At 43.9% G+C, this 24,552-nt stretch carries 19 protein-coding genes; 12 read left to right on the top strand and 7 right to left on the bottom strand.

The window, feature by feature from the left end:
* Position 1 precedes the first annotated feature (1 nt).
* From OCW38_RS08770 to OCW38_RS08760, 3 genes are all read right to left on the bottom strand, one after another.
* Positions 2-1,363 (bottom strand): L-serine ammonia-lyase, encoded by a 1,362-nt coding sequence (locus OCW38_RS08770; RefSeq protein ID WP_010441404.1) that lies wholly within the window; start codon positions 1,361-1,363, stop codon positions 2-4.
* Between the two features lie 120 nt (positions 1,364-1,483).
* The gene (locus OCW38_RS08765) at positions 1,484-2,737 is read right to left on the bottom strand and encodes an aromatic amino acid transport family protein (protein WP_010441402.1); all 1,254 of its coding nucleotides are present in this window, start codon (positions 2,735-2,737) and stop codon (positions 1,484-1,486) included.
* 309 nt (positions 2,738-3,046) lie between these two features.
* Positions 3,047-3,646 (bottom strand): CoA pyrophosphatase, encoded by a 600-nt coding sequence (locus tag OCW38_RS08760; protein WP_261893732.1) that lies wholly within the window; start codon positions 3,644-3,646, stop codon positions 3,047-3,049.
* A 369-nt stretch (positions 3,647-4,015) separates the two neighbouring features.
* On the opposite strand from OCW38_RS08760, the gene OCW38_RS08755 reads away from it, so the two are divergent.
* Together OCW38_RS08755 and OCW38_RS08750 are read left to right on the top strand one after the other, a co-directional pair.
* A complete protein-coding gene (locus OCW38_RS08755; protein WP_261893730.1) occupies positions 4,016-4,558 on the top strand; it encodes a heme NO-binding domain-containing protein in 543 nt (180 codons plus the stop codon).
* A 1-nt stretch (position 4,559) separates the two neighbouring features.
* Entirely contained in the window at positions 4,560-6,278 is a 1,719-nt protein-coding gene (locus OCW38_RS08750; protein WP_010441398.1) for an ATP-binding protein, read from the top strand.
* A gap of 136 nt (positions 6,279-6,414) precedes the next feature.
* Here the strand turns inward: OCW38_RS08750 and pabB are convergent, their stop codons facing one another.
* Positions 6,415-7,812, bottom strand: a complete 1,398-nt coding sequence (gene pabB / locus OCW38_RS08745; protein ID WP_016767252.1) for an aminodeoxychorismate synthase component I — start codon at positions 7,810-7,812, stop codon at positions 6,415-6,417.
* Positions 7,813-8,066: 254 nt separating this feature from the next.
* On the opposite strand from pabB, the gene OCW38_RS08740 reads away from it, so the two are divergent.
* The 8 genes from OCW38_RS08740 (at position 8,067) to OCW38_RS08705 (ending at position 16,015) form a co-directional block, all read left to right on the top strand.
* On the top strand, positions 8,067-9,584 hold the full coding sequence (locus tag OCW38_RS08740) for a fumarate hydratase (protein ID WP_010441395.1): 1,518 nt from the start codon (positions 8,067-8,069) through the stop codon (positions 9,582-9,584).
* Between the two features lie 164 nt (positions 9,585-9,748).
* Positions 9,749-9,934 (top strand): hypothetical protein, encoded by a 186-nt coding sequence (locus OCW38_RS08735; protein WP_010441392.1) that lies wholly within the window; start codon positions 9,749-9,751, stop codon positions 9,932-9,934.
* Positions 9,935-10,141: 207 nt separating this feature from the next.
* Positions 10,142-11,515, top strand: a complete 1,374-nt coding sequence (locus OCW38_RS08730; protein ID WP_010441390.1) for a YcjX family GTP-binding protein — start codon at positions 10,142-10,144, stop codon at positions 11,513-11,515.
* A 14-nt stretch (positions 11,516-11,529) separates the two neighbouring features.
* Positions 11,530-12,582 (top strand): YcjF family protein, encoded by a 1,053-nt coding sequence (locus tag OCW38_RS08725; protein ID WP_016797394.1) that lies wholly within the window; start codon positions 11,530-11,532, stop codon positions 12,580-12,582.
* Positions 12,583-12,705: 123 nt separating this feature from the next.
* Complete coding sequence (tyrR, locus tag OCW38_RS08720) at positions 12,706-14,250, top strand: transcriptional regulator TyrR (protein ID WP_010441386.1); 1,545 nt, start codon at positions 12,706-12,708, stop codon at positions 14,248-14,250.
* 65 nt (positions 14,251-14,315) lie between these two features.
* Entirely contained in the window at positions 14,316-14,903 is a 588-nt protein-coding gene (rimJ, locus tag OCW38_RS08715) for a ribosomal protein S5-alanine N-acetyltransferase (RefSeq protein WP_010441383.1), read from the top strand.
* Between the two features lie 167 nt (positions 14,904-15,070).
* Positions 15,071-15,544, top strand: coding sequence for a DUF2947 domain-containing protein (locus tag OCW38_RS08710; RefSeq protein WP_010441382.1), 474 nt, complete (start codon positions 15,071-15,073; stop codon positions 15,542-15,544).
* A gap of 255 nt (positions 15,545-15,799) precedes the next feature.
* Positions 15,800-16,015: a hypothetical protein gene (locus tag OCW38_RS08705; RefSeq protein ID WP_010441378.1), complete on the top strand. Its 216-nt coding sequence runs from the start codon at positions 15,800-15,802 to the stop codon at positions 16,013-16,015.
* Positions 16,016-16,222: 207 nt separating this feature from the next.
* Here OCW38_RS08705 and OCW38_RS08700 read toward each other — a convergent pair whose 3' ends face one another.
* From OCW38_RS08700 to OCW38_RS08690, 3 genes are all read right to left on the bottom strand, one after another.
* Positions 16,223-19,075, bottom strand: a complete 2,853-nt coding sequence (locus OCW38_RS08700; protein WP_016792372.1) for an Hsp70 family protein — start codon at positions 19,073-19,075, stop codon at positions 16,223-16,225.
* A gap of 269 nt (positions 19,076-19,344) precedes the next feature.
* Positions 19,345-21,309 (bottom strand): Hsp70 family protein, encoded by a 1,965-nt coding sequence (locus OCW38_RS08695; RefSeq protein ID WP_010441375.1) that lies wholly within the window; start codon positions 21,307-21,309, stop codon positions 19,345-19,347.
* Entirely contained in the window at positions 21,309-21,941 is a 633-nt protein-coding gene (locus OCW38_RS08690; RefSeq protein ID WP_010441373.1) for a DUF2760 domain-containing protein, read from the bottom strand. Before OCW38_RS08690 ends, OCW38_RS08695 begins: the two co-directional genes overlap by 1 nt.
* A 350-nt stretch (positions 21,942-22,291) precedes the next feature.
* Between OCW38_RS08690 and OCW38_RS08685 the strand changes: the two genes are divergently transcribed.
* Together OCW38_RS08685 and OCW38_RS08680 are read left to right on the top strand one after the other, a co-directional pair.
* A complete protein-coding gene (locus OCW38_RS08685) occupies positions 22,292-23,830 on the top strand; it encodes a sensor domain-containing diguanylate cyclase (RefSeq protein WP_016793766.1) in 1,539 nt (512 codons plus the stop codon).
* Between the two features lie 87 nt (positions 23,831-23,917).
* A complete protein-coding gene (locus tag OCW38_RS08680) occupies positions 23,918-24,448 on the top strand; it encodes a 3'-5' exonuclease (protein ID WP_016767256.1) in 531 nt (176 codons plus the stop codon).
* Positions 24,449-24,552: the final 104 nt, after the last annotated feature.

Raw genomic sequence — 24,552 nt, 5'->3', positions numbered from 1 at the left:
ATTAACAAACAACCTTAACAGCCAAACCACCTTGAGACGTCTCACGGTATTTAGCGTTCATGTCTTTGCCTGTTTCTAGCATCGTTTCGATAACTTTATCTAGAGAAACAGTGGGAGCAGAAGAACGACGCAGTGCCATACGAGTCGAGTTGATTGCTTTCACTGCAGCAATACCGTTACGCTCGATACATGGTACTTGTACTTGGCCAGCAACTGGGTCACACGTTAGACCTAGGTTGTGCTCCATACCGATTTCTGCAGCCATACATACTTGCTCTGGGCTACCACCCATAAGTTCAGCAAGACCAGCCGCCGCCATAGAACATGCCACGCCAACTTCACCCTGACAGCCAACTTCAGCGCCAGAGATAGAAGCGTTACGTTTGTAAAGACCACCGATCGCGCCAGAAGCTGCGAAGTAACGGATGTAGTCTTTCTCTGTCACCGTTTGGATGAACTTATCGTAGTAAGCTAATACAGCAGGGATGATGCCACATGCGCCGTTTGTTGGTGCCGTTACTACACGGCCGCCAGCTGCGTTTTCTTCGTTTACGGCGAAAGCAAACATGTTTACCCAGTCAACAACCGTCATTGGGTCATTGGTTGTTTTTTCTGAAGTCATTAGCTGTTGGCGAAGTGCTGCTGCACGACGAGGAACACGCAGTGGACCAGGTAGGATACCTTCAGTATTCATACCGCGGTCCATACACTCACGCATCGTTTTCCAGATGTTAGCGAAGTAAGTGCGAGACTCTTCGTCTGAGTGGAAAGCCGCTTGGTTTTTCATAACCAATGTACTGATAGAAAGACCGCTTTCTTTACACTGATTAACCAGCTCTTCAGCTGTTGTGAATTCGTAAGGTGCTTTGATTGGGTTTTCTTCTTCTTTGCCGAAGTTCTCTTCGTCAACGATGAAACCGCCACCAATGGAGTAGTATGTTTTTGAGTATGCTACTTCGTCATCAACCCAAGCATGAATGCTCATGCCATTCTCGTGCAGAGAAAGGTTGCTAGTGTGGAAGTTCATTCCACCATCGCGTGGGAATGAAACAGTATGACAGTGCATACCAACAGGTAGACGTTCAGTTTCTTCTACGCGAGCAATGAAGCCAGCAATAGAGTCGATATCAACACGCTCAGGAGTATTGCCAGCAAGACCCATGATGATTGCGATATCTGTGTGGTGACCTTTCCCTGTCAGTGATAGTGATCCATATACGTCCACGGTGATTTTAGTGATGTCGCGCAATTTTCCCATTGAACGTAGGTCATCAATAAATTCTTTACCCGCTTTCATTGGTCCAACTGTGTGTGAGCTCGATGGACCAACACCGATTTTATAGATATCAAATACACTAATCATAGCGATTACCTCAAAAAGAGAGCCTCCCACGTCGAGTAGGGAGGCTCATTTATTATCATTATATTTTTTGTCTAATCTCGCGATATAAGATGGATGTCATCTTATAAAAAGTAGCGGAGATTAAAGAGCGCCGTAGATTACAGAACTAATAGCCGCTAGACCACATAAAGCTGTAAAGATCTGCACAGGTGCTGAAGTTTTGTACTTAGCCATTGCTGGTACTTTTTGCATCGCGAATACAGGCATTAGGAACAGGATAGCTGCAATCATTGGAGCACCCATTGTTTCAATCATACCTAGGATGCTTGGGTTAACTACCGCAACAATCCAAGTTGTAACAACGATGAATGCTAGAGATGCTTTCTCAATCGTGCTGATTGAAGAACCAGAGCGAGACTTGATTAGGCCAACAAGACCTTCGTGAGCACCTAGGAAGTGACCGAAGTAGCTAGAAGTAATCGCTGCAAACGCTACAAGAGGACCCATGTAAGAGATAAGTGGAGACTCGTGAACATTAGCTAGGTAAGAAAGAACAGAGATGTTTTGTGCTTGTGCTGTTGCTAGTTGCTCTGGAGATAGAGAAAGCACTACAGAGAATACGAAGAACATTACAAAACCCATCAGCATCATTGCTGCGCCGCCAGTGATCGCGTCAGTTTTCTTAACTGCGTCTTCACCGTATACACGACGTTGCTCTTTAGAGAACTGTGAAATGATTGGGCTGTGGTTGAAAGAGAACACGATGATTGGAATCGCAAGCCAGATAATAGAAGGCATTGCTGACCATTCTGGGCTTGTTTCCATCATTGAAGTGTTCCAATCAGGAACTAGGTAGAAAGATAACGCTAGTAAGATGAATACTAGTGGGTAAACCATCGCTGAAGTTGCTTTAAGCATCAACTCTTTACCGAATACAACACCCGCTGTCATAGCAAGGATAAGTGCACCAGAAAGAAGAGGACGTGGAATGGATTCCATACCCATTTGGTTTACTAAGAAAGAGTCAACCGTGTTTGTGATACCAACACCGTAGATAAGAACGATCGGGTAGATAGCGAAGAAGTAAGCAAAAGTAATAATGTTTGCGCCAGTCTTACCGAAATGTTCTTCAACTGTGTCTGTAATATCGGCTTCAGGGTTTTTAGCAGACAGTACGAAACGAGCTAGAGATTTGTGTGCGAACCAAGTCATTGGTGCCGCGATTAGAGCTAGGATAACTAATGGCCAAAAACCACCCGCACCAGCTTTGATTGGAAGAAATAGTACGCCAGCACCAACTGCTGTACCAAATAGTGATAAACACCAGGTAAAATCTTTGTAGTTAAACTTGCTTGAATCTTTAACGGCATTTGCCGAAGAAGTTGTTGTGTTCATGTTAAATTACTCATTTTTTGGGAACAGGAAATAAGTCGGCGCCAATTCTGCAGAATTTTCTTCTGCAAAAAATAGATCTAAATCATGTAATGAAACGGCGTGGCACATGATATGCGAAAAACGGATTTTTGATCACGAAAATGGTGTGCTACAGGTGATTTATATTTGGCTTGGGTATTAGTTTTTCTTATGAATTGGCGGGGCTTGTATAGTTTTATACCAGGGAATCGTTTGCGTAAAATTGCATTAATAAATCTGTTCCATGGAAAGACAGGATTTTGTTAACAGAGATTAAACAAAACGTAGTTTCTATGTAATTTGTTGCACTACGTGTCGCTGCAGTGATTGGATGATTTGAGCCGTAACGCCCCAAATTAGGTGCTCTTCGAAGGGCATCGCAAAAACACGATGCTTAATTTTCTTAAAATTCACCGTGTGACTGTGCAACTTGGCTTGGTCTAAAACATAGGTGGCTGGAACCTCAAAAATTGAGGCAACTTCGTTCTCATCGATGATGGCTTCATAGTCAGGATCGACCATGGCAACAATCGGTGTCACAGAAAATTTACTAATGGTACTCAATGCTGGTAATTGCCCAACAATTTTAACTTGATCTGATCGAATTCCGACCTCTTCGTGGAGCTCTCTCAGTGCCGTAAACTGCATGGATGGGTCGGAAAGTTCGTGCTTCCCTCCAGGAAAACTGACTTGGCCAGGATGGCGCTTAAGGTGAGCTGCTCTTTTAGTAAAAATGACATGTAAACCATCCTCTCTTTCAACTAAACCTACCACTACTGCTGCTTTACGAAGTTGATCCTCTGTTATGTGAGAAACACGCTCAACAGACTCTGGGTGATAGCCAACGGTTGGGTTAAGTTGGAATTGCTGAAGGAAGTTATCTTTATTCATATCATGCCAATATATTGATTGTTATGCTTTTAAGTATAGTCACAACACCGAGTCGAAAGCCAATCTCGCTTTTCTGTTTGCTGAACGATTTGTTTGGTACCAGTTTTAACGTTGTACTAATGTCTTCATTGTCTATTTTTATTGGCATTCTTAAATCGCAAATAGCAGGTTGATATGTGATACGTCCACCCAATCAGGAGGGGTGTATCTAAAATTCAGTGGCTTTTGCTATATTCAATAGGATCATATGAGCCGGTAAGCGTTACTCATGTCATAAAATTGAGTGGTGGATGGTTATTTTGTCCTTAAGAATTTGATAACCCTCACTTAGTGGCTCATTCTAAAAAGAAATAGAATAAAAGGTATGAGATGAAAGGAATCATATTCACCGAATTTTTAGAGCTTGTTGAAGAAAAGTTTGGTTTAGAACTTTTGGAAGAAGTTTTAGATATGTCAGAAGACGAGGGGATCTATACATCGGTCGGAAGTTACGACCACAAAGATCTCGTGAAACTCATCATTAACCTGAGTAAGAAAACCGATATCGATGCAGGAAGTTTGCAACGCGTATTTGGGCAATCTGTATTTAAAAACCTGTTAGCCTCTTTGCCGAACAAAGCCAGCCTTGCACATAGCAATACCACTTTTCAATTTATTCAACACGTAGAGCGCTATATTCATGTAGAAGTGAAGAAGCTCTATCCCGACGCTGAACCACCAGAATTCAGTTTTATTACTACGACCGAAGCACAACTTATTTTTGACTACAAAAGCGCAAGGTGTATGTCTCATGTTTGTTTGGGACTAATTGAAGGATGCGCTGAATATCACGGGGAGTCTATCTTGGTAGAAATGACACCTCAGAATGATGACCAAAGCGTGGTTAGGTTTAATTTGAAAGTCGAAAAGTAATATGGATCTGGCATCAGCCTTAGAGAAGAAGCTTAAACGTCAAGTCGCGGCACGGAAAGCGGCTGAAGCATTGTTGGAACAAAAGAGTCTTGAATTGTTTGAGGCAAACCAACAGCTTGAGCTTGCTTTGCGTCAGTTAGAAAAACGTTCGAACGCGAATATTCGCCGCATTGAGTTTCAAGAGCAAATCGACAATTTGTTGATCGATTTTGGGCGCGCGTTTCTTAGGAATGATCTCGATGACATCATGTTGTCTGAATTAACGACAAACGTGACGAACAGTTATTTAATTGAAGCCAGTCGTCTGATACTGCCACCTAAACTCATACCTCAACTTCTCACATATGATTACGGCGACGAAACGGTCGGTGGGTTAGATCAAGAGATTCAGGAACCTCAATGGCAAGGTAACTTGTTGACGGTGCCTCTTGAAGTGGAGAAGGTGATCGTTGGTGCACTGATCGTTAAGGTTAGGTTGCTCGATCAAGACTATGAGTTTATTGAGAGTCAACTTTTGTTAGTAACGGATTTGATATGCAGTGCGCTAACTCATCAGCTCGCGATTAACCGAAATATTGAATCACGCAAACGAGCAGAAGAGTCCGAAAGAGCAACTCGTGATTTCGTTGCAATGATTAACCACGAATTAAGAACCCCACTCAACGGCTTGTTAGGTAGTGCTGAATTGATCAGCGACACCGACTTGACCTTTTCTCAGCGTGAAATAGTCAACAACCTAAGTCAATCTGGTGAGTTCCTAAGAACCATCATTAATGACCTACTTGATTACAGTAAGATTAATGCGGGTATGTTGGAGCTGATTCCCAAGACATTTGCACTGGATGATTTGAGAAACACGATTCAAAGCATCTTCACCAATCGTGCGATTGAGAAGCAGCTTGAATTTAATATCAGCGTGTCCTCAAATGTACCTACTCATTTTAATGGGGATTTAGAACGCATCACTCAGCTATTTGTAAACCTAATCGGTAATGCGATTAAATTCACAGAAGAGGGACATGTGAATGTTGGTATCGAATGGAACAACAGCCAATTCGTTTTTTCTGTAGAAGATACCGGGGTTGGGATTGCCGAATCTGCACACAAAACTTTGTTTGAACCTTTTACTCAAGCTGATAATTCGAGTAGCCGAAACTATGAGGGTACCGGACTTGGCTTAGCGATTTGCCGTAAGTTGGTCGCTTTGATGAATGGTCATATTAGTGTGTCTAGTGTGGTTGAAGTCGGAACAACTTTTACTATTTCTATACCTTTAAAAGTTATCGATATATCGCGTGAAGATGAACGAGTGGCCAAAAATGTCGAATCAAACGTTGAGCTGTCTTTATTGAAAGTTCTGGTAGTTGATGATATCAAAATGAACCAAATCATCATCCAACAAATGCTACGTAAGCATGAGATTGAACCTGTTATCGCTAGTAATGGTGTAGAAGGGTTCGAGCTAGCCTCAAATAATGATTACGACATTGTTTTTATGGATTGCAGAATGCCGGTTATGGATGGCTTTGAAGCGACAGAAAAGCTCAGAGAGAAAGGTTACGCCAAATCTATAGTGGCACTGACTGCCGGCACAACATTAGAAGAGCGTGAACGTTGTATTCAGTGTGGAATGGATGACATCCTTAGTAAACCTTATACCGCGAACGACCTCACAGAGATGCTCAAGAAGTGGGGTGTTTCTGCTGTGAAGGTAGCGTAAGTCACGTTAATAGTGAGTGGTCAATTATCTACTCAGACTCAGACTCAAATACTAAAAAACCGAAGTGATCTTATGATCCTTCGGTTTTTTTATATCGAGCTTTTGCCTATGACTAAATAGCCTTCAGTGTCGTTACCTAACACTCTTCAAGCACAGGAAGGATGCGACTCAGCTTATCTAATGTTTCTTGATATTCAGAGGCGCAATCACTATCGAATACCACACCACCACCAGCCCAAGCATAAAGCGTGTTGTTCTCGGCAACTAACGTACGAATGGTAATGCTGGTGTCCATTCTGCCATTTCTACTGATGTAGCCGATACTGCCGCAATACGCTGAGCGTCGATGCGGTTCCAACTCTTCAATGATCTGCATAGCGCGCACTTTTGGAGCGCCAGTAATTGAACCTCCAGGGAAGCAAGCTCTCAGTAAGTCGGTTGCTGAGTATTTAGAATCTAGGTCGGCTCTGATTGTACTAACTAAGTGATGCACAGCAGGGAAGCTTTCGATATCAAACAGTTTAGGGACATGCACCGTACCAGGTTTTGCCACACGGCCAATATCATTACGTAACAGGTCAACGATCATCAGGTTTTCGGCCTGATCTTTTTCTGCACTCAACAAATCTTGAGCATGGGCATCATCAACTTTACGATCCTCAGAACGAGGGCGCGTACCTTTAATTGGCTTAGTTTCGATGATGTTGTCTTTAAGCTCTAAGAAACGCTCCGGAGAAACACTAATGATTGCGCACTCTGCCAATCGGATAAAACCAGAAAAGGGCGCCGAGTTGTACTGTTCAAGTTTCTCATAAGCGAGCCATTCACTACCTTGGTATTGAGCATTGAAGCGCTGAGCTAAGTTAATTTGATAACAGTCACCCGATAACAAATACTCTTGCACGCTATTAAACTTATTGGCGTAGCTCTCTTCGCTCATATTGGATTGCCACGGTGTGGTTAATCCAAAGCGCGCATGTGTTCGGTTTGGCCTAGAGGCCTGTTGTATCAGCCAATCATGATGTTCATCGATATTGCAGCCGACAATACACGCTGTTTTTAATTGATGGTCAACGATCACTGCCCATTCATATAAACCAACCGCCATGTCGGGCGCAGAAATATCATGCTTAGCAAGAGAGGGAAGAGCTTCTACTCGTCGCCCTAAATCGTAACTGAAGTAGCCTAAAGCGCCGCCAACGAATGGCAAATCAGCATGCTCTTTGGTCGCCGGTAATAACTGCTGTTGATATTGGTCGAGTAGTTCGAAAGGATCCGACTTTGAAACGAAATGCTTTTTGCTAACAAGAGTTTCTTCATTAACATTAACGGTCGTTTCTGCACCGATAGTCTCGAAGGTGGCGATGGGTTGAGCAACTAAAATATCGTATCGACTATCAACATGGCTTTCTGAAGCGGAGCGTAATAGCATTGCCCACGGTAGGTTTTCAATATGAGAAAACAGATGTTTAGCTAAAGTTGATTGATATTCAAGCGGCTTGATTTGGATAGAGCGAAATTCGTTGTTATTCATTTGTTTAATTTGTGACAAAGAGTTCGATCACTGCATGGCGTGTGAGAGGAAGCAAGAGTATCATAAATTGAAAATAAAATGGGTTCTTGATTAGAACGGTGCAAACCACATGGTTTAGTTTAAAGCTATGCAAGCGATTGCTACAGCAACTAAATACAGCTCAACATAATAAAAAGCTAAGCCAACTAATTCGGTTAGACAAAAACAGTTAAACCAAGATCCCACATGGAACCAGAACAATAAAGAGGCATGCAATGACGGTTATTCGTAAGCAAGATGTGATCAGCAGTGTCGCTGACGCACTTCAGTACATTTCTTATTATCACCCTTTAGACTTTGTCCAAGCCCTAGAAAAAGCGTACGAGAAAGAAGAAAGCCAAGCAGCAAAAGATGCTATCGCTCAGATTCTTATTAACTCGCGTATGTCTGCGGAAGGTCATCGTCCAATTTGTCAGGATACGGGTATTGTTACTTGTTTCGTGAACATCGGTATGGATGTTAGGTGGGAAACGGATCAAACAGTACAACAGATGGTTGATGAAGGCGTTCGTCAAGCTTACAACAATCCAGATAACCCATTGCGTGCATCTGTCCTAATGGACCCTGCAGGTAAGCGTATTAATACCAAAGACAACACACCAGCAGTTGTTCACATTAATATGGTTCCAGGCAACAAAGTTGAAATTCAAATCGCGGCAAAAGGCGGCGGTTCTGAGAACAAAACCAAGATGGTAATGCTTAACCCTTCTGATGATATTGCAGAGTGGGTAGAGAAGACGCTACCAACAATGGGCGCGGGCTGGTGTCCACCGGGCATGCTTGGTATAGGCATTGGCGGTACGGCTGAGAAAGCCGCGGTACTCGCTAAAGAATCTCTGATGGAACACATCGATATTCAAGACCTTATCGACAAAGGTCCAGAGAACGCAGAAGAAGAGCTTCGTTTAGACATCTTCAACCGTGTAAACAAGCTTGGTATTGGTGCACAAGGCCTTGGCGGTCTAACGACTGTGGTTGACGTTAAAATCAAAACAGCGCCAACGCATGCAGCTTCAAAGCCTGTTTGCTTGATCCCGAATTGTGCGGCAACGCGTCACGTTCACTTTACGCTAGACGGCAGCGGCCCTGCAGAACTAACACCACCCAAGCTAGAAGAATGGCCAGATATTACTTGGGAAGCTGGCGCAAATACACGCCGTGTTAACCTTGATGAAATTACTAAAGAAGATGTACAGGAGTGGAAGACTGGTGAAACTGTTCTTCTATCAGGTAAGATCTTAACCGGCCGTGATGCCGCTCATAAGCGTATTCAAGGTATGCTTGAAAGTGGTGAAGGTTTACCAGAAGGCGTCGACCTGAAAGGCAAGTTCATATACTACGTTGGCCCTGTCGATGCTGTGGGTGACGAAGCGGTAGGTCCTGCGGGCCCAACAACGTCTACTCGCATGGATAAGTTCACCGACATGATGCTAGAAGAAACCGGTATTATGGGCATGATTGGTAAAGCCGAGCGTGGCCCTGCAACGGTTGAGTCAATCAAACAGCATAAATCGGTTTACCTAATGGCCGTTGGTGGTGCAGCTTATTTAGTCGCGAAGGCAATTAAAAAAGCACGCGTGGTTGCGTTTGAAGATCTCGGTATGGAAGCGATTTACGAGTTTGAAGTTGAGGACATGCCGGTAACGGTAGCGGTTGACTCTAACGGCGTAAACGCACACCAGATCGGCCCTGACACGTGGAAAGTGAAAATTGCAGAAGCCGAAAAAGCGTAATTAACGAACGCTAGAAAGGCGCAATTAACCTTGACCTGAGTGTTTGAATTGCAATTTTTGACAGAAACTTAAGAATAAAAGTGCAGCATTGTCTGCACTTTTGTCTTATTATCAATGATATAGTTATAAACACATCGTTTGATATAAGAACATAGGAGAGAGGAATGCCTCGTTTTATTCAGATCCTACAGATTATCTTGGCAGTGGTGATTGGTAGTTTCATTGGTTACGATTTGATCTTGCACGGAATCAGCATCTTTAACGAAAAGTACGTAACTATCACATGTGTATTATGGTTGATTTCTGAGATCACACTGTTCGTTATCTACAAGCTGATAGAAGACGATTAGTCTGACATTAACTGAAAATTTTAAAGCCCCTGATTATGAATGTAGTCAGGGGCTTTTATTCATCTAGCATTAAGAATGTGTATTGCATACTCACTACTATTAGCAAAAGAACAAGCATAAGCATACAAACTAACCCAACTGGGAAAGAGCACAGGCTAACGTTTCTATTACTATATCAGTTAGCTTAACTATTACGGAGTCGTTCAAATGAAACACCTAACTCAAGAAATGAGTGACTTTATAAGCAGAGGAACGGATTCTCATATTCGAGTAGCGGTCACGGGGCTTTCTCGTGCGGGTAAGACAGCATTCATTACTTCGCTGGTTAATCAGCTTCTTCATACGTCTACCCACAAAAATCTGCCTCTACTTGCCTCGGCGAGAGATGGAAGAATCATTGGTGCTAAACGTATTCCACAACATAACATGATGATCCCGCGTTTTTCTTACGATGAAGCGATGGAGTCACTCAATGCGGAGCCACCAGAATGGCCCGTGCCAACGCGTGATGTCAGTGAGATTCGTTTAGCCATTAAATATAAGCCAGCTAAAGGTGCAAAAAAGTTATTGAGTAAAAACAGCACTCTTTATCTCGATATTGTTGATTACCCTGGTGAATGGCTGCTTGATTTACCCCTACTCGATATGGATTTCGATACTTGGAGTCAATCTCAATTTTCCGCATTGAAAGGCGATAGAGAAGTCTACTCGCAACAGTGGAACGCAATGCGCGGTGACATTGACTTGCTAGCCGAAGCCGACGAAAAGAAACTGGTCGCGATTGCCGATAGCTATACTCAGTACCTTCATACTTGTAAGGATAACGGATTGCACTGGGTACAGCCGGGTCGATTCGTATTGCCAGGTGAGCTTGAAGGTGCGCCTGTGCTGCAATTTTTCCCGTGCATCGCACCTGAGGGCAAGTTCTCAAAAACAAGTAACTATGCGGTTTTAAAAGCACGTTATGAAGAGTATCAGCAAAAGGTCGTAAAGGCGTTCTATAAGAATCACTTCGCGACGTTCGATAGACAAATCGTGCTGGTGGACTGCTTACAGCCGCTCAATGCGGGCTACGACTCTTTCATGGATATGCGTGGTGCATTAGAGCAGCTATTAAAGAGCTTTAAGTACGGCCGAAGCAATATCTTAAGACGCCTGTTTGCGCCGAAGATCGACAAGATCTTGTTTGCAGCCACCAAAGCTGACCATGTGACACCGGATCAACATCCGAACTTGGTGTCGCTGTTACAACAGATGGTACACCCAGCGTGGCAACAGGCGGCGTTTGAATATATCGACATGAGTTGCATGAGCATCGCGTCTATTCAAGCGACCAGTGCGGGTTATATTTCGTCAGGTTCAGACAATGTTCCTGCGTTGCAAGGGGTCACTTTAGATAACGTGTCTCAAACCATGTATCCTGGCGAGGTGCCGCGTAAGCTGCCGAACAAACAATATTGGGAAACTAATCAGTTTGATTTCACGAGCTTTAGGCCAATGGAACAACATTCCGATGAGCCTTGTCAGCACTTACGAGTCGATAAGGTTTTAGAGTATCTCATTGGCGATAAGTTGAAGTAATTGAGGCAATCAAAATGAGTGAATTAAAAACGAAACAAGTCTTTGATGAACCGTTGAAGACCTCGTTCGATGAGCAAGATAAGAATGAAGTTAGCCCAGATTTAGTTGCTCAACAAATGTTCACCGAACAAGAAAAATTTGTACCTGTCGCACCACAAGTAGAAATTGACCTAGATGGCGAAGCTGAGCAACAACTGGAGCAAGTGATACGCCCGAGTAAAAAGAAAAAGTGGTTTACTTCTGGCTTGTTGGTCGCTTTCTCTGGCTTAGTGGGCTGGCAAGCGGTCGATTCTGTGATCACCGCGATTCAAACCGCTGACTGGTTAGCATTAGGTTGGGCCGGTTTTATTGCTGCAATCGCGTCATTAGGCCTTGGTGCAATAGGTAAAGAGCTATGGAAGCTACGTTCACTGAAAGACCATTTCAGTGTGCAAGAGCAGAGCGAAGAGCTACTCCAAAGTCAAAGCGTTGGTAAAGGAAAAGCGTTTTGTGAACACATCGCTAAACAAGGGGGCATTGTTGCCGAGTCTCCTTCATACGATAAGTGGCGGAACAGTATCAACCCGGCACATAGCGATGCCGAAGTGCTGGATATGTACGATGCGTTGGTCGTTAGCCATCAGGATAAAGTCGCCACTCAGATCGTGACTAAGTTTTCTACTGAATCTGCAGCTTTGGTTGCAGTGAGCCCATTGGCTGCTGCAGACATGTTGTTGGTGGCGTGGCGTAATTTCACCATGATAGACAAGCTAGCCGATGTGTATGGTATTGAACTTGGCTACTGGTCGCGCATTAAGCTGTTTAAATTAGTGTTAATCAACATGGCAGCGGCAGGGGCAAGTGAATTGGCGATTGATGCGAGCATGGACCTCGTATCGATGGACTTAGCAGGCAAAATTTCTGCAAGAGCAGGGCAGGGGCTCGGTGTTGGCATTTTAACCGCTCGACTGGGCTTAAAAGCCATGACTTTGCTTCGTCCTATGCCTTGGCATAAAGAGCGAAAAGTAAAATTATCGGACCTTCGTAAAGCCGTCCTTTCTGAAATAAAGCGTATTACTCTCAAATAAAGTATTTGAGGCTCAATAGTTTGAGAAGAAGGGTAAACATATGTTTACTCTTCTTCTTGACTGAACTCAGACCTTAATCCACACTACTGTCAACTTATCCTGACACCTATAATAGGACTATTTGTGCGTCTTGAAGTATTGTGTGAAGACAGACTCGGCTTAACGCGTGAGTTGCTCGATATCTTGGCCTCAAAAAGCATTGATTTAAGAGGAATCGAAATTGATGTAAAAGGCATTATTTACCTAAATTGCCCTGATATTAATTTTGATGCTTTTAGTGAACTTATGGCTGAAATTCGCCGAATTTCAGGTGTGAAGGATGTACGAAAAATCCAATTTATGCCGAGTGAAAGGCATAATACCGAGCTGATTGCACTGCTTGCAAACCTTCCAGATCCAGTGATTGCGATTGACCTTAAAGGTTCAGTCGACATGGCAAACCACGCAGCACTCAACCTTTTTGGTAAGCAAGAAAGTGAAGTTATTGGCGAGCCGTTATCAACGTTTGTTCCTAGCTTCAATTTTGCTCGTTGGATCGACGGTGATGTAACACGTCATCGTGAAGTCGTAGTACTAGACGGTTTGGATTTTTCTATCGAGATACTGCCTATTTATCTTGGGGGTGACGTGAACGAAGCGGTACTGGCTAGCGCCGTAATGACGATTCGTTCTTGCAACCAAGAGATGAACTCGACAGATGCGATCCCAGAACAGAACAACCTGGGCTTTGAACATTTTGTCGGTGTCTCTAATCGTCACAAAGCCTTGATCAGTCAAGCTAAGAAGTTGGCGATGTTGGATCAACCTCTTCTGATTGAAGGTGATACGGGGACAGGTAAAGAGATGCTTGCAAAAGCATGTCATAACCGTTCAAACCGATCGTCTTTCCCATTCTTGATTTTAAGCTGTGCATCAATGCCTGATGACGTGGCAGAAACGGAACTGTTTGGTCATGCTCCGGGTTCATTCAACCATGAACAAGGACATAAAGGCATTTTCGAACAAGCAAATGGCGGTACTGTATTTTTAGATGAAATTGGCGAAATGAGCCCGCATCTACAAATCAAACTTTTACGCTTCCTACAGGATGGTTCATTCCGTCGTGTTGGTGAAGAAGAAGAGATGCACGCTGATGTTCGTATCATTGCATCAACGCGCCACCGTCTTTCTGAATTAGCTGACTCAGGCTCGTTTCGTGAAGACCTGTTCTACCGCTTGAATGTACTGACGCTATCAATTCCAGCCTTACGTGAGCGCTCTAACGACGTAGCACCGTTATTGGAGTTGTTTGTTGCTAAGTACGCACAGCAGTTAGGTATGCTAAAGCCAAAGTTAACTCCAGAATTGATCGACCAATTGGGCAACTATCAATGGCCGGGCAACATTCGTCAATTGGACAACATGGTTTTGCGTGCACTCACTGAATTAGATTCTGACACGTTAACGGTTGAGCAATTCCATCTGCCTCAACTTGAAACCATGACCGCTGGAATGGCGAATCTGAGCTTGGATGGTTCTCTGGACGAGATCATGAAAGATTATGAATCTCAGATCCTTGAAAAGCTCTATCAGTCTTTCCCATCGAGCCGTAAGTTAGCAAAACGTTTGAACGTCTCTCATACCTCAATTGCGAACAAGCTTCGTGACTATGGGATCAGAAAAAACTGATTGAACCTGCTTAGCCATCGTACTGAGCAAAAAAACAAGACAAGTTGACGGATTAAGAAAAACGAATGGAAGATTTAAGTACACCAGCCCGCGTTTATAAGCACGATGGAAACCTTATTCTACGTACAGCGCAAGTTGACGACGCGAGTATGATCAGTGAGTACTTTCAGATTAATAGAAAGCACCTCAAGCCATGGGAACCGATTCGCGAAGATGCGTTCTTCGAAAGAGAAGGTTGGGCTCAGCGACTGATCAAGTTAAATGAGCTTCATAAAATGGGGCTTGGCTACTACTGTTTATTGATCAATGCAGACTCAAACGAGATGCTAGGGACAATATCTTTCAGCAACTTGTCACGGTTCCCGTTCTACGCTTGTAATGTGGGCTACTCATTGGCTGAAAGTGCACAAGGCCACGGTTACATGCGGAGAGGCTTGAGCATGGCAAAAGACTACATGTTTGATGTGCAGAACATGCACCGCTTAATGGCGGGCTATATGCCTCACAATGAACGCAGTGCGAGTGTATTGGAGCATCTTGGTTTTGTTCGCGAAGGTTTTGCCAAAGATTACCTACAGATTAACGGTAAATGGGAAGATCATATACTAACGGCATTAGTTAACCCAAACTGGGAAGATAAGCGCGTTCTTTAAACGCCAATAATACTTAGACCTAGTGATTTTTAACGCTAATAGCGTCGCATACATAAAAGAATTTTAGAGGCAGCAATCATTTAAGCGACCATGAAGTCGCCGCTGCATCAAAAAGTACATATAGGCATGGTTATCCACTTGCCTTAGAAGATATTTGAGGAATTTTGATGTCATATACAACTTTGGACGAATACCAAAGAAAATGGATTTTCACTCATCAGTCAATGCCGCTGCCAGCGGAAGACTTGGAAAAGATCAAGCCAATGACTCAGGCAAGAGCGTCTCAGTTCTGGAAAGAGAACGTAAGCCCTCAAAGCCCAGATGCAGAAAGACTGAGTTCACAAGACTGGCCAAGCAAATCGTCGAACTGGAACGAAGAGATCAGCTGGATGGCGAATTGGGAAGCCGACGAACCAGAAATGCCTGAAGAAATCTTAAACTTCATTGATTGGCAAGATGACGTAACTGTTTATTTTTGTTACGAAAAATACAACGTCCTTGAAACTAAATGGTCAGTATTTAAGAAACATTGGAAGAACTTTTTGTTCTACGATGATGGACCAATTTTGCTAGGTCGTCGTCGTTCGGAAGCGCTTTGGTTTGCAACAAACGGCACGGTGAAAATCGGTAACCGCGCTTAAACTCAACGTGGCTTAATTAAGCCACGTTGTATGGGCTATAGATAAAAAGCGAGCACTTAGCTCGCTTTTTTTGTGCGCGATGATCTTTAATGATCGTTGAGGGTTTACGACTATTTGAGCCCTGCTTTTGATGTGTATTTCTGTTTGTGTCGATCGGGTGATTTACGAAATTGAGACCGCTATCCCATTGGCTCACTTGAAGTTTTAAGAGGTTTGGCTATATTTATATTACTGCCTTAGTGGAGGTGAAGTATTATGATTTGGGATACTCTCGAACGTGTAAATAAACTTCGCAAGGAAGCAATGGAGGATCCAGAATTTTTGGATTCGGCAAAAATGCATGAGCAATGGCTTTTAAGCGAAACTCATAACCAATCAACTAAAGGAACCAAGGATAAGAAACCGAAAAAACTATCAGATATTTATGAAAACACGGATTTTCCGATTAACCCAACAGGAACGAAACATTAACAATGATGAACTGCAACACGGCTAAGGCCTTTAAACAGCGAGCCTCTAATCAATTAGATATTGGCCAGCGAAACACTAGCCAACCAGACACTTGCAAACAGGCCTTTAGCCACCTATAAAAAAGCCACTTTCAACGAATCGAAAGTGGCTTTTTCTTTTCTAACTTGTGGCTAAAGCTAATCGCTATAAAACTAACAGCTTTTAAAACTAGCTATTGATCAGGCTTAATCCGCTTGGTAATGCATCGCCAAATACGCGCTTAGACTCACTTTCAGAAAGTTCTGTCACTTCATTCACCAGTGTTAACCATGAATCAGGGACCTTGCTTTGTTTAAGCTTCTCAATCACTTGATTGCGATAGTCATCAGAGATATCAAACTGACGGTCACCGGTTTTACGACAAATCATCACAGCAGCGAAGGCTATCATTTGTTCTTTGTGCCAGTTCTGCTCAAGCAGTTTCGGTAGCCACTGTTCAGCTTGTTCTCTTGGAATCACACTATGTTGGCTGCCATACAAAGGCGTTCTTGATGCTAATCGACCTAGCGCCCACCAGTGAGCTTGTTCAAATTGGTTATGGTTAATCGCTTTGCTCAAGAACCAGCTTGCCAGCAGCACTTTGTCTTCCACTTCCAGTTGCTCAAGTGATGCCGCTAAACGAACCATGGCTTCATAACCATTGTCTTGCGCATCTTTAGCTGTTTTAGGGTTCTTCATTGCGCCTGGGTGAAGGTACTTCGCGATATCAGCCAAGATAGTTTCTTGCTGTTCTTGATTCAGGCCTCCGGCAACACGACGCCAGAATACCCACCAATCTGTCCAACCTTGATGGTTCTGGAATTGGATGTTTTGTTGGTAAAGTCCCCAAATTTGTTCAATACGCCATGAGTCAGTTGGGTCACCAAAGCCAGGTCGCATAGAGTAACCCGCCAGACGAAGCCAGTTTTTCTCATGCGCTTCAGAGCGACGACGGCGTTTACGACCTAAAGAGAACGAATCAAACAGGTGACGGAGAGTAGTAAAGTCCCACTCTTCGCGCTTACCGAGTCGCTTTTCAAGATCTTTAGCAAGTGTTTTGATCTCTTTAGATTCAGCACTCTTCTTGTTACCGCTGTATAGGCGAGAAATTAGCTCCTTACATTCGTCCAGTCTTGGATGAAGTTTAGAGTTATCGGATTCATCGCCTTGCTTGTTTCTTACTTCAAACTCGAGCAACCAACGCTTAGAGTCATCTTCTGTACTCACACACTCCATTTTTAGTGTGCCGACTTCGGTTAACTGACAAGCGAGCAGTACTTCAACACGCTCTTTTTGGTTGGCTTGAAGTTCTGCAGTACCTGAGCCTTCCAACGTAGAAATATACGGTGGGAGAGGCGAGAACAAGTCGGCATCCACATTGACCATCACACCATTTTGAATAGCAGTGTCGTGAGCTATTTGGTCGTGTGTTGAAGTCAGTAGATTAAATCGTACTGGCTCACCTAACGTCAACGAAAAACGACGACTGTTTAAGCGTATCTCTTGGCCTTCCTCAGTACCTTTGGCAAGCAAACAAAGTGCTTTACCCATCTTGTTCTTCTCTTGTAGATGCAAGAAGTAAGAACGCGCAGCACCGCCACCGATTTTCAGTTGTGCACCACGGCGGGCTTTACCAAAGGCGACCGCGCCAAGGGCAACAGACCAATCAGGGTGAGGGTTATCAAGCACTGTGATTGGAGAACCGTTCCAATTGCCTAGTAGCTGAGTAATACGCTCAGTCACAAGTTCACTGTTGAACACACCACCATTGAGTAGTACACCTACAGGAATTGCAGGTTTGGTGTCATCGAACTCAACAGAGCCTGAGTTTTCCAATGCGGCTTTAGACACTTGTTGGTGTGTCGTTAGGAATTCTGCAACGTGCTTACTCACCGCAGGGTCAGCCACGTAAGGCAGACCAAACTCAACCACAGCACTGCGGCGTTTGTCGGGTGTTTCAGTAAACTCAGAAAGCGGGAAGAAACCTTCCAATGCGATTTGATGAACTTCTTGTTTGGTTAGGCCAATACTCTTAGTACCGCCAAGCAGTTTTGAACCACTGCCTAGCATGGTGATCTTCACGTCTTCTGGGGCATTGGCAGAAAGTAGGCTCTCTTTTGCGGCGCGAGTTTGTTGAATTAGTTTGGTTAGGCTAGAAGCATTCAGCTTTTTGTTTTGATTGAAGCGTTGCTCGGCTAGGTGAGCAAGCGCTAAATCTAGATTATCACCACCGAGCATCAAGTGTTCGCCAACGCCGATACGATCAAGTGCTAGCTCGCCATTCCCTTGCTTGTCCGAATCGCTGTTCGCATCGAATTTGGCTTCAATTAAGCTTAAGTCGGTAGTACCACCGCCGACATCACACACTAAGATCAACGGGATCTGTTGAAGCTCTTCCGCAGCCGTTTGTTGGTGGCGAGCATACCAGTCATAACAAACAGCTTGAGGCTCTTCGAGTAATAAAATCTTACCTAAGCCAGCAAGTTCTGCGGCTTCAAGTGTCAGCTTACGTGCTGTCTCATCGAATGATGCAGGAACCGTTACAACAACATCTTGGTCTTCAAGTTTGTTGCTTGGATTACGGTAGTTCCACGCTTGGCGGATGTGATTCAGGTAGCTCGCACTCGCGACAACCGGCGATACTTTATCGACATCAGCTGCGCCAGCCCAAGGAAGGATATCTGAACTACGATCGACGGCTTGGTGTGACAGCCAGCTTTTAGCACTGGATACTTGACGGCCTTCGACTTTAGCACCCAATTCACGTGCCCATTCACCGACGATAACGTTTTTAATATCGCCTTCAACTAAGTTCGGTGCCCAAGGCATGGTGAGGTCGGAAGGGGAGATCTGACCTTGTGCTGGGTGGTAACGAAATGATGGAAGTAGGGGTTTTCGAACCACTTCACCAGGGCCGATGAGTTGGTCAATATCGAAAAGAGAAACGGGAGCGTGTTGTAGGTCGTCGTTGATTTCACAGTAAGCAACAACGGTATTGGTTGTGCCTAAGTCAATGCCGACTAAAAAACGAGGAGATGCCATACAAAACCTTATTCTGCCAAAGTGATGACCAGTTTATTGATAGTTTTGGTCTTATTGTTGCTATTCGTAAACGTCATTCCCGAGAAGAAGGTACGACTGAGTCGGGAATATCATCACACTGTGTTTAAGACCGAAAAATTAGAACCTATAAGTTAAAACAGAGCGGTTAAAAAACACAGGGGTTAAAACAGATTCCCTAGTTTGTTCGTACTTGCGGTAGGGAATCGCATTGATAAAGTAACGGCACCCGTTAAGGTGCCGTTGATTCGTTATGCTTGGTCGTTTGAGTCGTTATTCGCGTCTTCACGAACATCAAACTCAACGTGCCATTTCTGACCGTTATCAGCAGCAATTGCTTCTAGGTAAAGCGTGCCGAGTTCAGTAACACGAGAGGCTAGGGTTACCGGAACCACTTCACCCTCACGACGACCTTCAGATACTGGCAGTGTCACTTGAATCTCTGGAAGTTCATCAAGGTCTTCTGGTGCCCAATGATCAAGGTGCGTACCCGCTACGTCTTCACGACGAGTGGTTGAACCGAAGAATTGGAAGTGAACTGGCTGGCCAATCACCAAACCAAACTCTTGGCTAGGCACTTGAACGCTTGAACCTTCTTCCATACCAAATGGCGCAACACACAGTGCTTCCATTGGCGGAGCCATACCTGGGATAGCTGGCATCGCGCTTTCAATTCCTACGTAGTAAGAAGAAGCGATACCACCACGGATACGAACGCCTTGGCCGCGACGCACTGCTCCGTAGTAAGAAGCGCCACTTGCAACCGCTAGGTCTAGATCCAAACCTGAAAGCTGTTTAGCAAATTCTGCATCAGCATTGATCAACCATTCGTTGATCGTATCTGAAAGACGATCAGCAAGTAGGTTAGATTTTAGAACACCACCATTGAACAGTACCGCTGTTGGTTTGATGAAATCTGCCGCTGGCGCTTCAGCACCTGGCATACCGGGCATGTTTGCAAACGGGTTGAAATCTTGCTGAGCCGTTTCGCTATTTCCAGAAAGCGCATTGGCTTGCTTAGAAAGAAATGCAGCTATATGACGAGTGATACCCGCATCTTGAGCGTAAGGCAGACCCATTTGAGTCAGTGCGCCACGCGTCTTTTGAACTGGGTGCTCATTCACGGCTACTTTCGGGAAGAAGCCATCAACCAATGTTTGTTGTACTTCTTGCTGAGTCAATTCTGTTTTTAGTGTTGCGCCAAGTAGTTTAGAGCCACGGCTAGGTACAACGATAGGCACAGATTGCAGTTCAGCATCGTTAAGCAGTGCTTCTTTTGCATCACGACATGCGTGAGTCATTGCTTGAACCTGCCAAGGAGCCAACTCTTTGCCTTCTTGAGCCAGTTTCATTTTCAGACGGTAAGCCAGTGCTAGGTCCATGTTGTCGCCGCCAAGTAGGATATGTTCACCTACTGCGATACGGTTCAGGCTTAGGTTGCCGTCATCTTGTGTTACTTCAACTAGCGAAAGGTCGGTTGTACCACCACCGATATCGACAACAAGAACGATGTCACCAACGTTCACTTCATCACGCCATGTGTCGTTGCTGTTATCAATCCAGCTGTAAAGAGCCGCTTGTGGCTCTTCAAGAAGCGTTAGGTGAGTGAAACCCACATTACGTGCAGCTTCTGCTGTTAGGTCACGAGCCGCAGGATCAAACGAAGCAGGAACCGTGATCGTTACATCTTGGTCTGCCAGTTTGTGTTCTGGGTTAGCGTGGTTCCAAGCGTCTTTAAGGTGCTCAAGGTACAATTCAGTGGTCTTAAGCGGAGATACTTTTTCAACTTCTTCAGGGCTGCCTGCAGGAAGGAACGCATCACGACGGTTCACACCACCGTGGCATAGCCAAGATTTTGCGCTTGCGACCAAACGGATAGGGGTTTTAGAACCTAGGTTACGAGCAATAGCACCAACCAGTGCTTTAGGCTCAGAAGACCAAGGTAGAACGCGAGAGCCCGCATTCATTTCATGTTCGTGCGGTTGGTATAGGAATGAGCCTAGTTGGCTGCGAGTTTCTACTGTACCAGGAGCCGTCAGTTGAGGTATTTGCATTACCTCTACGCGAGCGTCTTCATTTGTTGTGTCGATGAACGACAAAACGCAGTGTGTAGTACCTAAATCGATACCAACACTGAACTTAGGCGCCTGATGTTGCTCTTGAGAAGATGGCTCTTGTGAATGCTCTTGCGATGAAGAATGGTTTTGGTGTTCCATTATAGCTCCACCTCTGCCGGTGCAATGACAGATGCATCGTAATTTTCAGCAAGCTTAGGCAGGTTCATGTCAGTGGCTTTCCAACCTTTGTGAACCAATGTGCCATTGAATGGTGCGTTGCCTGTTACGTTGCCTGTTAGGCGAATTTCTTGTGGGTTGAAGCCTTCTACTACCGTGATACGCGTTTCTTCATCTTCCGTACGGATGTGAGAGAGGGTTACGTAATCAGCAAGTACTTTTTGACCGCCAGTGTGGATTACACGTGCAGCTGCGCCAACTTCTTCGTCAGAGAACGAAGTGAGATCTTCTTTTAGGAAGTCAATTAAACGTGCTTCTTGCTGCATGATAGACAATAGCTGCATTGCTGAATCGGTCGGTGCTGTTGCTAGTTTTGATTCAACTTCAACGACTCTTTCAATCACTTTTTCAACTTCAACAACTTTCTCTACTTCGACAATTTTTTCTACTGGTTTTTCAACTTCAACGATCTTTTCTACTGGTTTTTCTACGACTTTCTCAACCACTTTGGATTTACGAGAAACGGCAATAAGCAGCAGTAAAACGCTTGATGCAGTGAGGCCTGCGTGAAGCATATCAAACGTTTGTGGAATTAGGTTCAAATCAACGATCATAGTGATTTTCTCTTTAAATTGATTTAACGGTATATTCATTGGTTAAGTTGAACATACGGGTTGGAAAGAAAACTCTGTCGCACTCAGGCAAAACGGTATCTTTCAAGCTATAAATATGGATGGATACTAGCATATTCAAGGCTTAAGGGCTGTATTTAATGTTTTTATTCAAGTGGGTTTTTAGTGTGTTAGCGTGAAAATTAGTCGAGATTTGTTTGAATAATAGCCTTTGATGTAAGGGGAAGGTAAACATTGCCCATTTTGTGTCAGATTTAGGACTAAACATGAATGGAGCAGGGTTCCTTAACGTTATATACTTATGACTTTATATAATCCGACATGAGATATGTATGCCGCATACAATCGACCCGTTGACAGGGTTGAAGAGAAGAACCTTGCCAGTAGTTGCTTTTTTGGTCACCTTTCTGATTACGGTGTTATGCGTTGTGTTGGTGGCTCTCAATCAAAATCGTGCCTTGAACATGAATTTGGAGAGCTTTGCTAAACACCAAACTCTAAGCCTAAAAGCGTTTATCGATAACGATGTTGCTTACATTGGTTCTGGTGCTAATTTTTTCTACGCAAATGATCCTGAAAACTGGGATAAGTTTGATCGTTTTGCACAACAAACGATTAATGTTTCAAAAAGTCTAATTGGTTTGCAATGGATGCAAAAAGTGACAGCCGATGAGATTGAAGAACACACTGCTCAGATGGAAGAAAAGTACCCATCATATAAGTTATTCACTATTCCAAAACATGAATCAAAAGCTTTTGGTTACATCTTAGATGGTGAGCCAGCCTTTGTTGCGACTGATATCTACCCAAATACCGAACCTAATAACAGAGTTCTTGGTTTCTACTCTTCTCGTGAACGATTTAAGCGTGTTTTAGACAATATTAAACAGACACGCCAAGCGAATATTTCAGACAAAGTTCGTTTAATACAAGATGGTTTAGACCCAAAAACACCGAAAAGTGGCATGTTGGTGTATCACCCTGTATTTGAGGGTGAAAGTGACAATTTGCTCGGTGTTGTGATTGGTGTGGTTCGTACGACTTATTATTTTGAGAACTTACTGGCATCCACTGCGGGTGATATGAATGTATATGTGCGAGTGACCGATACCGGTTTTGAAGCAGAAGATTCTCCCATTTTGTTTGAAACTGAAGGTTTTGAAGGCGTAACTGGGCACCTTATTACCAAAACCATTAGCCTAACCAACCGTGATTGGAAAATTGATTACAAGATAGGTTCATGCATCTCATTTTCCGGCTACTTGGTACTCGCCGGCATTGCTTTAGTTGGGACCACTATCTCTTTACTGCTGGCCTACATAGTTAATCTACAAATTCGTGAGAAACAACGTTTGTACCAAATGCTATATGAGAGGACGGAAGAGCTGCGCTTTTTAGCCAATCATGACAGCTTAACCGAGGTCTACAACCGACGAGCGTTTAATAAGAAATTAGACAAAGCGATCGACAGCGATAAACCATTTAGCCTTATTGGTTTTGATATCGATAAGTTCAAAAACATCAACGATCAATTTGGTCATCCAGCGGGTGATGCATTGCTGATTCACGTCGTCAAACTGATCTCTGTTAATTTGAAAGATGGTGATGACCTGTTCCGTTTAGGAGGTGATGAATTTTGCATCATTTCGAGTATCTCAGATCACGAAGCGTTGGAGCGTTATTTAGAATGTATACTAAATACTGTTAGCCGCTCTCATTGTGAGCACAAAGGTCGCCAATTGAGTTGTACGCTTAGTATTGGCGCTTCTATTCGTAGCAATGAAAATACCGAAGAAATTCAGCAGCGAACCGACAGCATCTTGTATCAAAGTAAACTAAACGGTCGAAATCGAGTCACAATTGCAGGCTAAATGAGCACTTGATGTAACAAGGGTCGAGTTCCTGACTGTGCTCATGTACAATTTCACGAAATTTTTGACGAGAGAATTAGGCGACGTATGAATCACAATCGAGTGGTGTGTTTCGATTTGGAAATGTGCTGTTGGAGCGAAAATGGTGTAGGAACAACAGGGGAGATCATTGAAGTGGGTCTTGCTGAGATTGATCTAGCATCTGGCACTATCGTGAAGCGAGCGCAATACTACGTTAAGCCAGAGAAAGACGAAGTCTCTCTGTTCTGCGCCGAGTTAACGGGCATTACACCTCGTAAAATCGAAAAACAGGGGCGCCCATTAGAGTCTGTTATCAAGTCGATGATTAAGAACTTCGGTGGCCCAAAGAAAATCTATGCAGCGTGGGGACGAGATGATCTGATCTTACATAAAGAGTGTAAAGAGAAAGGCATAGAACCTCCGTTTAGCGAGTTTATAAATATCGCAACACTTTATCGAATTCAGAATCGATTGAAAGAAAAACGCATTGGTCACCGCGCGGCTCAAGAAGCGAAAAATATTGAGTGGGAAGGCCGTCAGCACTCTGGGTATGTCGATGCGTATAACCTCGCGAAGTTGGCGTTAACGATGCTCTAGATAGCAGCAGTGAACACCCGAACATAGAAAAGCCATCTACTTGTAGATGGCTTTTTGGTTTAATTTTTATCGGTATTTCTAAAGATTAACTCATTTTTTAATGA

The sequence above is a fragment of the Vibrio cyclitrophicus genome (genome assembly GCF_024347435.1).
Classification (GTDB): Bacteria; Pseudomonadota; Gammaproteobacteria; order Enterobacterales; family Vibrionaceae; genus Vibrio; species Vibrio cyclitrophicus.
Note: the sequence above shows the minus strand (reverse complement) of the source record. Positions and strands in the feature narration are given on the sequence as shown.

Coding starts and splice junctions, on each gene's coding strand:
- OCW38_RS08770 (WP_010441404.1), bottom strand. CDS start 1,363: ATGATTAGTGTATTTGATATCTATAAAATCGGTGTTGGTCCATCGAGC.
- OCW38_RS08765 (WP_010441402.1), bottom strand. CDS start 2,737: ATGAACACAACAACTTCTTCGGCAAATGCCGTTAAAGATTCAAGCAAG.
- OCW38_RS08760 (WP_261893732.1), bottom strand. CDS start 3,646: ATGAATAAAGATAACTTCCTTCAGCAATTCCAACTTAACCCAACCGTT.
- OCW38_RS08755 (WP_261893730.1), top strand. CDS start 4,016: ATGAAAGGAATCATATTCACCGAATTTTTAGAGCTTGTTGAAGAAAAG.
- OCW38_RS08750 (WP_010441398.1), top strand. CDS start 4,560: ATGGATCTGGCATCAGCCTTAGAGAAGAAGCTTAAACGTCAAGTCGCG.
- pabB (WP_016767252.1), bottom strand. CDS start 7,812: ATGAATAACAACGAATTTCGCTCTATCCAAATCAAGCCGCTTGAATAT.
- OCW38_RS08740 (WP_010441395.1), top strand. CDS start 8,067: ATGACGGTTATTCGTAAGCAAGATGTGATCAGCAGTGTCGCTGACGCA.
- OCW38_RS08735 (WP_010441392.1), top strand. CDS start 9,749: ATGCCTCGTTTTATTCAGATCCTACAGATTATCTTGGCAGTGGTGATT.
- OCW38_RS08730 (WP_010441390.1), top strand. CDS start 10,142: ATGAAACACCTAACTCAAGAAATGAGTGACTTTATAAGCAGAGGAACG.
- OCW38_RS08725 (WP_016797394.1), top strand. CDS start 11,530: ATGAGTGAATTAAAAACGAAACAAGTCTTTGATGAACCGTTGAAGACC.
- rimJ (WP_010441383.1), top strand. CDS start 14,316: ATGGAAGATTTAAGTACACCAGCCCGCGTTTATAAGCACGATGGAAAC.
- OCW38_RS08710 (WP_010441382.1), top strand. CDS start 15,071: ATGTCATATACAACTTTGGACGAATACCAAAGAAAATGGATTTTCACT.
- OCW38_RS08705 (WP_010441378.1), top strand. CDS start 15,800: ATGATTTGGGATACTCTCGAACGTGTAAATAAACTTCGCAAGGAAGCA.
- OCW38_RS08700 (WP_016792372.1), bottom strand. CDS start 19,075: ATGGCATCTCCTCGTTTTTTAGTCGGCATTGACTTAGGCACAACCAAT.
- OCW38_RS08695 (WP_010441375.1), bottom strand. CDS start 21,309: ATGGAACACCAAAACCATTCTTCATCGCAAGAGCATTCACAAGAGCCA.
- OCW38_RS08690 (WP_010441373.1), bottom strand. CDS start 21,941: ATGATCGTTGATTTGAACCTAATTCCACAAACGTTTGATATGCTTCAC.
- OCW38_RS08685 (WP_016793766.1), top strand. CDS start 22,292: ATGCCGCATACAATCGACCCGTTGACAGGGTTGAAGAGAAGAACCTTG.
- OCW38_RS08680 (WP_016767256.1), top strand. CDS start 23,918: ATGAATCACAATCGAGTGGTGTGTTTCGATTTGGAAATGTGCTGTTGG.